Raw genomic sequence first — 8,960 nt, 5'->3', positions numbered from 1 at the left:
TGCCCTGCGCTACCCGCGTGGTGGCGGGCTTGGCCTTGAACTGCCGGCAGCCGGACAGGTGCTCGAAATTGGCAAAGGCCGGATTATTCGTGAAATGGGCAGTCAGAGCGGCCCTGAGAAAGGTGGCATCGCCATCCTCTCCCTCGGCCCGCGCCTGGCTGAAGCGCTTAAAGCGGCGGATATCCTCGCAGCCCATGGTCTGGCCCCTACCGTTGCTGATGCGCGCTTTGCCAAACCGTTTGACACCGGCCTTGTTGAAAATCTGGCGCGCAACCACGCTGTGCTGATTACGCTTGAGGAAGGCTCAGAGGGTGGCTTTGGGTCTCTCGTCATGCATCACCTGGCCAGAACCGGGCTGCTGGACACTGTGCGCTTCCGCCCCATGACCTTGCCTGATATCTTTATCGACCATAATACTCAGGCAGCACAGTATGAGCAGGCTGGCCTTACCGCTCCATACATCGTAAATACTGCTCTCAGCGCACTTGGGGTTCCTGTCCCCTCTGCCTCTGAAAAGGCTCTCTGATTAATGGCACGCAAACGTGCAGATCAGTTGCTTTTTGAGCGCGGTCTGGTTGAAAGCCGAAGTAAAGCGCAAACCCTGATTATGGCAGGCCTGGTCTTTTCAGACCAGAAGCGCATTATGAAGGCCGGAGACCAGCTTGCAGAGAACGTGCCGCTCGAAGTACGCGGGCAGGTTCACCCCTGGGTGTCACGTGGGGGATGTAAGCTGGCGCATGCGCTGGAGCATTTTCAACTCTCCCCGCAGGATCAGGTATGTCTGGACATTGGTGCATCAACCGGTGGCTTTACAGATGTGCTGCTCACAAACGGTGCCCGCTCAGTCTATGCAGTTGACGTCGGCTATGGTCAGCTGGCGTGGAAACTGCGTTCGGACCCGCGCGTTACCGTTATGGAAAAATGTAACGCACGCCACCTTGATGCAGAAACAATAACCGTCTCTCCATCTGTGGTGGTATGCGATGCCAGCTTTATTGGTCTGCGCAGCGTACTGCCCGCGGCACTTAACCTTGCTGCGGAGAACGCCTGGGCTGTTGCGCTTATCAAACCGCAGTTTGAAGCCGGGCGCGAACATATCGGAGCTAAAGGTGTTGTGCGTGACCCCGCCATACATCAGGCTGTGTGCGATATGATTGAAAACTGGTGGAAAAATCTGGGCGGATGGACCGTTCTCGGCATTGAGGAAAGTCCCATTACCGGCCCGGAAGGTAATAAAGAGTTTCTGATAGCCGCACGTAAAACGGGCTGATATTTTTCAGCTCCTCCGCCTCCATCAGAGAAAAAATAGCTGGTATGCTTGTTCTCTGTGCAATTCGCAGATTTTTCTGTTAGAGAGCTTTCTCACTCCCTATTTTCTGACATGGTTCCGCTTATGTTCTCCGTCGATTCTCCTTCACCTTCTCACGATGCAGAAGCAGCAACCTTGCTCAGCACAGATGAACGTGCCCGTATTCTGGCTAAATCGGCTTTGTTCAGCCCGCCAGATGCCAGTCTGCCTGACGGACGACGTGACCTGACAGGCCTGTCACGTGAGGAACTGACTGATATCCTCGTAGAGATTGGTGAAAAACCTTTCAGAACCAAGCAGCTGTGGCACTGGATCTATCATCAGGGTGTAACTGATTTCTCAAAGATGAGCACAATTTCAAAACCGCTTCAGGAGAAACTGGGCGAGCGTTTTGTTATTGGCCGCCCTGAAGCAACCTCTGTTCAGACATCAAACGATGAAACGCGTAAGTTTCTTTTTCGTTTTCGCGACGGGCAGGAAGCTGAAACCGTTTACATCCCCGACCGCACAGAAGATCGCGGCGCTGTCTGTATTTCATCTCAGGTAGGCTGCACGCTTTCCTGCACATTTTGTCATACCGGCACACAAAAGCTTGTACGTAACCTTGGTGCTTCTGAAATAGTCGGGCAGTTTATGGCCGCCCGTGATGCTTATGGCGAATGGCCAAGCCCCAAGGGGGATACCCCTCGCCTGCTCTCAACCATTGTGCTGATGGGCATGGGTGAACCTCTCTACAACTACGAGAACATAGCCAAAGCCATGAAAATTATCATGGATGGCGAAGGCATTGGCCTGTCACGCCGGCGCATTACTCTCTCAACATCCGGTGTTGTCCCTCTTATGGACCGCTGCGGCAGTGAACTTGGCATCAACCTTGCTGTGTCACTTCATGCTGTACGCAATGACCTGCGAGATGAGATTGTGCCTCTCAACCGTAAATATCCTATTGAAGAAATTCTGGCAGCGTGTCGCCGCTATCCGGCAGCAAGCAACGCCCGCCGCATCACTTTTGAATATATTATGCTACGTGGCATTAACGACAGTGAAGCAGACGCACGTGAGCTGGTACGTCTGATTGCCGGCATTCCAGCCAAAGTAAATCTTATTCCGTTCAACCCCTGGCATGGCAGTAACTATCAGCCATCAACACGGGAGCAGCAGAATAAATTTGCCAGAATTATTATGGATGCGGGTTTTTCGGCTCCTATCCGCACACCACGCGGGCGCGACATTCTGGCGGCCTGTGGTCAGCTCAAAACTGAAAGTGAGAGGAAGCGTGCCTCCGCACGATAATTTTTCTGCCTGCTGACATATTTTTCAGGTTTTCAAAGGCCCTGCATGCCTTGCTAAACCCTGAAAAAAAGAGCTAGCTAAGTCTTATATCACATTGTTTTTTTGGAGATCATCAGAATGGGTTCGCCTGCTACCAGAAGAGACGTCAAAAAAGTTGTACTGGCATATTCCGGGGGGCTTGATACGTCTGTTATTCTGCGCTGGCTCCAGAAAACCTATAACTGTGAAGTCGTCACTTTCACCGCTGACCTCGGCCAGGGCGAAGAGCTTGAACCGGCCCGCAAAAAAGCTGAGATGTTTGGCGTTAAAGATATCTTTGTTGAAGATCTGCGCGAAACATTCGTAAAAGACTATGTGTTCCCCATGTTCCGGGCGAACACTCTTTACGAAGGCCAGTACCTGCTGGGCACCTCTATTGCCCGCCCGCTCATTGCCCAGCGTCAGATTGAAATTGCCCGCGAAGTTGGTGCCGATGCTGTTGCTCATGGCGCAACCGGCAAAGGGAATGACCAGGTTCGTTTTGAACTGGCCTATTATGCTCTGCAACCTGACATTACGGTCATTGCCCCATGGCGCGAGTGGGATCTGACCTCCCGCACCCGCCTGCTGAGCTTTGCAGAAGAGAACCAGATTCCTGTTACCAAAGACAAGCGTGGCGAAGCACCATTCTCTGTCGATGCAAACCTGCTGCACTCTTCATCTGAAGGTAAGCTTCTTGAAGACCCGGCTGTTGCCCCTGAAGAAATTGTTTTCCAGCGCACGATTGCCCCTGAAGATGCACCCGATAAAGCGACCGAAATCACCATTGACTTCGTCTCAGGTGACCCGGTTGCTATTAATGGCGTCGCAATGTCTCCGGCAACACTGCTTACCCGCCTGAATGAACTCGGCAAACAAAACGGTATCGGTCGTCTTGACCTGGTTGAAAACCGCTTTGTCGGCATGAAGTCACGCGGCATTTATGAAACACCAGGCGGCACCATTCTGCTGACCGCGCATCGCAGCATTGAATCGATTACGCTCGACCGTGAAGCAATGCACCTTAAAGACAGTCTGATGCCACGTTATGCCTCTATTCTGTATAACGGCCTGTGGTTCTCACCAGAGCGCCGTATGCTTCAGGCACTGATTGATGCCTCACAGCATTCTGTCAACGGCCGTGTTCGCCTTAAACTTTACAAAGGCAATGTCATCTGCACAGGTCGTGAAAGCCCCAACAGCCTTTACGATACACGCGTGGTAACCTTTGAAGATGATGAAGGGGCCTATAACCAGGAAGATGCTCAGGGTTTCATTAAGCTTAACGCGCTGCGTCTGCGCCTGGGGGCTCAGATTGGCCGTAACGGCGGAACGCTCTGAGAGCGTTCCCCTCTTTTCTGTTGCATGAATGAAAGGAGCGTTATGACTCGCCGCTCAAAATTTTTCTCCTCCCTGCTTGCTGCATCCCTGCTGTTTTCTGTCACAGCCTGTGCATCACATGAGGAGGTCGAACTGACTCCTGAACAGCAGATGCATAAGCTGCTGGCTGAACCTGGCGTTAAAGTTCTGCCAAGTGGCCTTGCTTATAAAGTGCTGCACTCAGGCCCTAAAGATGGTGAGCAGCCTGTACCTGGTGACATGATGATGGTCATTTATCAGGGCAAACTGCCTGATGGTTCTATCTTTGACAGCTCTGAGCAGCATGGTGATGGTGCCTATATGCAAATGCCTTTACAGGGGCTTGTCAAAGGCTGGATGGAAGCTCTGCCTATGATGCATGTGGGCGATACATGGATGCTCTATGTCCCTGCAAAACTGGGATACGGCCATAAAGCGATGGGTGTTATCCCTGAAGACAGCCCGCTTATTTTCCGCATTCAGCTTCTTGGTGTTGATCACGCACATTAGTCTGTTCTCCCTGCCTGTGCGGGGAGAGCAAACAGAGGCTCAGCCATGCCTTCATGTTTCAGATCTCTTTCATTGCGCTTTGTGGTTCTGTGCCTTGCCGCCACTTCACTCACCGGGTGCTCAAAGAAAAGTCCACAACGGCTTTATGGTATGAACTGTGGCATTTGCCATCATAGTGGTGATGGTATGCCGGGTTCTGTTCCCCCTGTCAGAGGGCGCATTGATATTATTGCCAGCACACCAGAAGGTAAACGCTACCTGGCCGATGTTCTGATAAACGGCTTAAGCGGTGCAATTGTTGTTGATGGCAAGCCTTATGACTCCTACATGCCGTCTTTTGACCGTCTGAAAGATGAGGAAATTGCGACTATCCTCAACTGGCTTTCTGCCCGTGGAGATACAAAATCTGCGCCGACACTAACGGCTGCGGATATCGCAGAAGCAAGAGCACGCCATATTTCAACACCTAAAGTCTCAGCTGAGCGCGCAGAGCTGCACAAAAAGTCTCTTATTCCCTGATTTAATTATCATTTTTTCGGTAAAATCAATGCAACGTATTTTCTCTGGTATTCAGCCTTCAGGCATCCCTCAGCTCGGCAATTATCTGGGGGCTATACGCAACTGGGTTAACCTGCAGGCAGATCATGAATGTGTTTTCTGTCTTGTTGATATGCATGCCATTACAGTCTGGCAGGACCCTCAAAAACTACACGAACAGACACTGGCACAGACGGCTATTCTGCTTGCATCAGGTATCGATGCGCAAAAACATATTTTGTTTAACCAGTCTGCTGTTTCAGCTCATGCCCGCCTGGCATGGATTTTCAACTGTGTCTCTCGCCTTGGCTGGCTGAACCGCATGACCCAGTTTAAGGATAAAGCAGGTAAAGACCGTGAAAATCATTCTTCCGGTCTTTATGTTTATCCCAACCTGATGGCAGCTGATATTATGGCCTATAAAGCCACCCGTGTACCGGTTGGCGAAGACCAGAAACAGCACCTCGAACTCGCAAACGATATTGCCCAGAAATTCAACCATGATTATGGCGTTGAGTTTTTTCCACAGGTCGAAGCCCTTATTCCTCCGGCTGCTGCACGGGTTATGAGCCTGCGTGACGGCACCAGAAAAATGTCAAAGTCTGACCCTTCTGCGCAAAGTCGCATTGAAATGACAGATGATGCCGATACGATTGCTCTGAAAATTCGTCGTGCTAAAACAGATTCAGAAGTACTGCCTGATACTTTTGATGCACTTGAAGGGCGCCCTGAAGCCAGAAACCTGGTCACAATTTATGCTGCCCTCGCTGACATAAGCGTAAATGATGTGCTGGCACGCCACCAGGGTGAAGGGTTCGGCCCTTTTAAACAGGCCCTGAGCGATGTTGTTATCAGTGCTATCGACCCGATTGCCAAAGAAACGCAACGCCTGTTGCAGGATAAAGCGCATCTGGTTTCAGTTTTGCGCTCTGGTGCAGAGCGTGCGCAGGCTATTGCGGAACCTGTAGTCACTGAGGCAGAGAAAATAGTCGGCTTTGTTAAGTAAATTTACAGGCTCTTATATTCTGCCAGCATTGTTTTAAAAGACGCATCAACCTGTTCAAGCCTGTGGCGTATTTCAGGTTGCTGCGTTCTGGCAAGCTGCCGTGCTGCACTGGCAATTATCAGCCTGTTATATTCAAGCACAACAGGCCCCTTTTTTTCCCATCGACGCAGGAATAACTGAAGCCCCCGACGGATCCGCTGAGGTAAAAACTCATCCTGCTGTGCTGTCCGCAGAGCAATAATGCTCATGCCCAGATTCATAACTTTCAGCTGATCCTGCATATAAACAAGCTTCAGCGCATCAGGTACTGTCTGCGCATTGCGTAATGTTCTTACCAGGCTTTCTGCACTGTCTGACAGCCAGTCTTCCGCATTTACATGGTTATTCATCTGCGCCAGATTTTTCAGGCACTGCGCCCGCCAGGCGCTGATACGCCGCATACGTGAATCAATCTGAAATGGCAGAATGGTGCGATACGTCCACCCGACAAATAAAATTGCCACTAAAAAAGCTAATGCCCCGTTCAGAAACGACTGTTCATCATAGCGCTCCGTATTAGAAGGGCCCATCAGCACGACAAGAAACATATTAAATGAAAAGGCATAGCCTGCTGTACTGGCATGACGAGCAGCAAGACCACCAATCGTCATAGGCAGCAAAAGCGCAAAAACCAGAAGCTCGGGCGAGGTAATGCGCGGTATAACCAGAAATACGTACAGCCAGGCTACAGCAGCACACCATACTGCCCCCCGAAAAAACGGAGCCGATGCCAGGATCGGGTTATCCCGCGTTGCTATAAGCCCGTAACATAACGCTACAAAAGAGATAAAAGCCGGACCAGCCGGCCATGCCGTGATCTCCCACACAAGCCAGGCACCAATAATACCTGCCGCGGCACGAATGCCATTTTCTATTGCTTCTTTACTATGACGTCGCGTCAGCAACCTGAAATGAAAATTATCTTTTCTGCCTGATAACAGGCTTGCCTCTATCTGAGACATCGCTTTTTTGCGGTCAGATTCAAATAAAGTGGAAAACGCGCCGGGCGCGAATGATTTATCTTTCTGCGCAAGAAAAAAAAGGCCACGAGCCCGCGCTAACATAATAAGCATCACTGAAAGTGCTGCACGTGCGTGGTCTGCCGCTCGTGTATGCGGCCCCATTTCAAGCGCATCAAACTCAACTCTGGCATTAGCATTAACAAGTGTCGTTAAAGTTTCTGCCTGTTTTTTAATCGTGGTATGGCCTGACAAAAAATCTGACACCTGCGCTGATGTTACCACCATAGCGGTATCAAGTTTTTCCTTTAAATTCTTACGGGCATTACTTCTGAGGGATGGCATAAATACAAGAGCCAGAGTGGCCTCACAAATAACACCGAGAATAATATAAGTACCACGAGCAATAGCGACATCAAACGCGTGATCAGGCTCAGAAATAGCGCCTGTCGCGACAATGGCTGATGTAAAGCCTGTCAGCACCAGGCCATAGGCACGATACCCCTGAAAAAAGGTAGCAAAGCCACAGCACAGACCGATCCATATCGCCAGAGCGGCAAAGAACAGAATAGTTTCCTGCGGGAAAAAACCTATCAGCCCTACACCAAAGCAACATCCCACCATCGTGCCAGCAATACGCCAGCGCGCTTTGGACATGCTCTCCCCCCGTGAGGATTGCGCAACAACCCACACAGACAGCGGTGCCCATTGCGGGCTGCCAAGTTCCATCCACATGGCAATCAGCAAAGCCAGAATAGCAGCCAGAGAAGATCTGAGTGCAAAAGCGAAGTCACTGGCTGAAGGTTCAAGCAGCCATTTAAGCTTTACGCGCCATTCGTGCAAAACTGTATGCACAATAGCTTTCACATCAGGGTAATGCTTTGGCGGCACTCTCTCATGTTGTTCTGCTCTGTGCATTATCTTACCTTTCATCCCTGAACGCAGACACATGCATAGCTGAACAACGAGCGTCCAATTTTTTATTATGATTTTATCATAAGCAGTATTTATCAAAAGCCGCCTGGTAAAGCCGACAGTCTTATGGTGCAAACTTAAAAGTCTGCACTCTCTCCCATAAATACTCAGAAAGAGCAGTATGCTGTCCCTGGCTCAGGCGCACAGCACCGACATCAGGGCAGGACATATCTTCTATCTGTCTGATCTGCAGGCCGCGCTCCTCTGCACGCTCAGGTAAGGCCGCAACCGGGAGAATACTGGCCAGGCGCCCCCTGAAAAGTTCTGCATGCAGCAGCTCAAGAGCGTCCGTTTCCAGGCGGACGTCAGCGACTACCCCAGCCTGTCGAAACCCCTTATCAATAAGCTGGCGGCTACGCATATTCTGACCGAGCAAACATAGTGGAACAGCCTGTATCTCCTGCCAGCTTATATTCTCTTTCTCAGGAACCCGAACAAAAGAAGAACATACAAAAACATGCTTCTCGGCAAACAGAAAATGGCTCTCATACAAACCATCCTGCGGGACCTGATCAAGATACATCAGTCCTATCTGCAACGTATGCTCACGCAGATGGTGAATAATTTCTCCGCTGGAATAGACCCTGACATCAGCATGTAAGGCCGGCACGACGGATCTGAAATGTTCTAATAATGCTGAAACCGTCAGAAGCGCCGGGGGCATTGTGCCAACAGAGACAGAGCCACCCGCAATATTTTGTGCAAATGCAGCCTCCTGACGTAAACCATCAAGTGCAGCCAGTGTCTGACGTGCCCACCCCAGCACACGCTCACCCTCAGGTGTAAGACCATAAAACCGGCGGTTACGCTGAATAATGGTAATACCGAGTTCAGCCTCAAGCTGCCGTATCCCAGCAGACAACGCTGGCTGTGACACGCCACAGCTTTCAGCCGCACGGGAAAAATGCCTGCAACGGTCAAGGGCTATTAAATATGTCAGTTGCCTGAGAAACAC

At 50.6% G+C, this 8,960-nt stretch carries 9 protein-coding genes; 7 read left to right on the top strand and 2 right to left on the bottom strand.

What is annotated here, in order from left to right:
• From GOB58_RS11845 to trpS, 7 genes are all read left to right on the top strand, one after another.
• Positions 1–526: transketolase C-terminal domain-containing protein (locus GOB58_RS11845; protein WP_277876815.1), on the top strand; the 526-nt coding region annotated here is incomplete at its 5' end.
• Between the two features lie 3 nt (positions 527–529).
• On the top strand, positions 530–1,270 hold the full coding sequence (locus tag GOB58_RS11840) for a TlyA family RNA methyltransferase (RefSeq protein ID WP_173560317.1): 741 nt from the start codon (positions 530–532) through the stop codon (positions 1,268–1,270).
• Positions 1,271–1,393: 123 nt separating this feature from the next.
• Positions 1,394–2,602: a 23S rRNA (adenine(2503)-C(2))-methyltransferase RlmN gene (rlmN, locus tag GOB58_RS11835; protein WP_086555300.1), complete on the top strand. Its 1,209-nt coding sequence runs from the start codon at positions 1,394–1,396 to the stop codon at positions 2,600–2,602.
• Between the two features lie 117 nt (positions 2,603–2,719).
• Positions 2,720–3,961 (top strand): argininosuccinate synthase, encoded by a 1,242-nt coding sequence (locus GOB58_RS11830; RefSeq protein WP_086635525.1) that lies wholly within the window; start codon positions 2,720–2,722, stop codon positions 3,959–3,961.
• A gap of 42 nt (positions 3,962–4,003) precedes the next feature.
• Complete coding sequence (locus tag GOB58_RS11825; protein ID WP_086555295.1) at positions 4,004–4,489, top strand: FKBP-type peptidyl-prolyl cis-trans isomerase; 486 nt, start codon at positions 4,004–4,006, stop codon at positions 4,487–4,489.
• Positions 4,490–4,534: 45 nt separating this feature from the next.
• A complete protein-coding gene (locus tag GOB58_RS11820) occupies positions 4,535–5,008 on the top strand; it encodes a c-type cytochrome (RefSeq protein ID WP_173560316.1) in 474 nt (157 codons plus the stop codon).
• 28 nt (positions 5,009–5,036) lie between these two features.
• Positions 5,037–6,032 carry a tryptophan--tRNA ligase gene (gene trpS, locus GOB58_RS11815; RefSeq protein WP_086555293.1) on the top strand — a complete coding sequence of 332 codons (996 nt, stop codon included), beginning with the start codon at positions 5,037–5,039 and terminating at the stop codon, positions 6,030–6,032.
• A gap of 2 nt (positions 6,033–6,034) precedes the next feature.
• Here trpS and GOB58_RS11810 read toward each other — a convergent pair whose 3' ends face one another.
• On the bottom strand, positions 6,035–7,948 hold the full coding sequence (locus GOB58_RS11810) for an FUSC family protein (RefSeq protein WP_242005333.1): 1,914 nt from the start codon (positions 7,946–7,948) through the stop codon (positions 6,035–6,037).
• 121 nt (positions 7,949–8,069) lie between these two features.
• Positions 8,070–8,960, bottom strand: a complete 891-nt coding sequence (locus GOB58_RS11805; protein ID WP_173560314.1) for a LysR family transcriptional regulator — start codon at positions 8,958–8,960, stop codon at positions 8,070–8,072.

Origin of the sequence: Acetobacter thailandicus, from assembly GCF_011516655.1 — a bacterium.
Classification (GTDB): domain Bacteria; phylum Pseudomonadota; class Alphaproteobacteria; order Acetobacterales; family Acetobacteraceae; genus Acetobacter; species Acetobacter thailandicus.
The sequence above is the reverse complement of the archived record's forward strand: the minus strand, read 5'-3'. Positions and strand labels throughout refer to the sequence as shown.

What these genes read in the sequence shown, in the direction of transcription:
- GOB58_RS11840 (WP_173560317.1), top strand. Translation starts at nt 530, where the DNA reads ATGGCACGCAAACGTGCAGATCAGTTGCTTTTTGAGCGCGGTCTGGTT.
- rlmN (WP_086555300.1), top strand. Translation starts at nt 1,394, where the DNA reads ATGTTCTCCGTCGATTCTCCTTCACCTTCTCACGATGCAGAAGCAGCA.
- GOB58_RS11830 (WP_086635525.1), top strand. Translation starts at nt 2,720, where the DNA reads ATGGGTTCGCCTGCTACCAGAAGAGACGTCAAAAAAGTTGTACTGGCA.
- GOB58_RS11825 (WP_086555295.1), top strand. Translation starts at nt 4,004, where the DNA reads ATGACTCGCCGCTCAAAATTTTTCTCCTCCCTGCTTGCTGCATCCCTG.
- GOB58_RS11820 (WP_173560316.1), top strand. Translation starts at nt 4,535, where the DNA reads ATGCCTTCATGTTTCAGATCTCTTTCATTGCGCTTTGTGGTTCTGTGC.
- trpS (WP_086555293.1), top strand. Translation starts at nt 5,037, where the DNA reads ATGCAACGTATTTTCTCTGGTATTCAGCCTTCAGGCATCCCTCAGCTC.
- GOB58_RS11810 (WP_242005333.1), bottom strand. Translation starts at nt 7,948, where the DNA reads ATGCACAGAGCAGAACAACATGAGAGAGTGCCGCCAAAGCATTACCCT.